This is a genomic window from Microlunatus sp. GCM10028923 (assembly GCF_042666975.1).
Classification (GTDB): Bacteria; Actinomycetota; Actinomycetes; order Propionibacteriales; family Propionibacteriaceae; genus Microlunatus.
The window spans coordinates 1-609 of the sequence record NZ_JBHTFF010000041.1 but is presented as its reverse complement, the minus strand read 5'-3'; the positions used below and the strand labels follow the sequence as shown (position 1 = coordinate 609).

The window sequence follows — 609 nt, the reverse complement described above, 5'->3', positions numbered from 1 at the left end:
GAGCTTCCTGATCTTCCCTATGACTACGCCGCGCTGGAACCCCACATCTCCGGCACGATCATGGAACTCCACCACGACAAACACCACGCCACCTACGTCAAGGGCGTCAACACCGCCCTCGACCAACTCGACGAAGCCCGCAGCACCAACTCCTTCGCCAACATCAACCGCCTCGAGAAGGACCTCGCCTTCCACCTCGGCGGCCACATCAACCACTCCGTCTTCTGGCCCAACCTCTCCCCCGACGGCGGCGACAAGCCCGACGGCGACCTCGGCGCCGCCATCGACGAGAACTTCGGCTCCTTCGACGCCTTCCGCGCCCAGTTCGAAGCCAACGCCAACGCCATCCAGGGCTCCGGCTGGTCGATCCTGGCCTACGACGCCCTCGGTCAACGCCTCAACATCGTCCAGCTGTTCGATCAGCAGGGGAACCTTCCCCTCGCCCAGATCCCGATCGTCCTGCTCGACATGTGGGAGCACGCCTTCTACCTGCAGTACAAGAACGTCAAGGCCGACTACGTCAAGGCCTGGTGGAACGTCGTCAACTGGGCCGACGCCCAGAACCGCTACGCCGCCGCCAAGACCCAGACCGCCGGCCTGATCATCCCG

At 64.2% G+C, this 609-nt stretch carries 1 protein-coding gene; it reads left to right on the top strand.

From position 1 onward, the window contains the following. On the top strand, nt 1-609 hold a 609-nt coding region (locus ACFQU4_RS37645), incomplete at both ends, for a superoxide dismutase (RefSeq protein ID WP_377502467.1).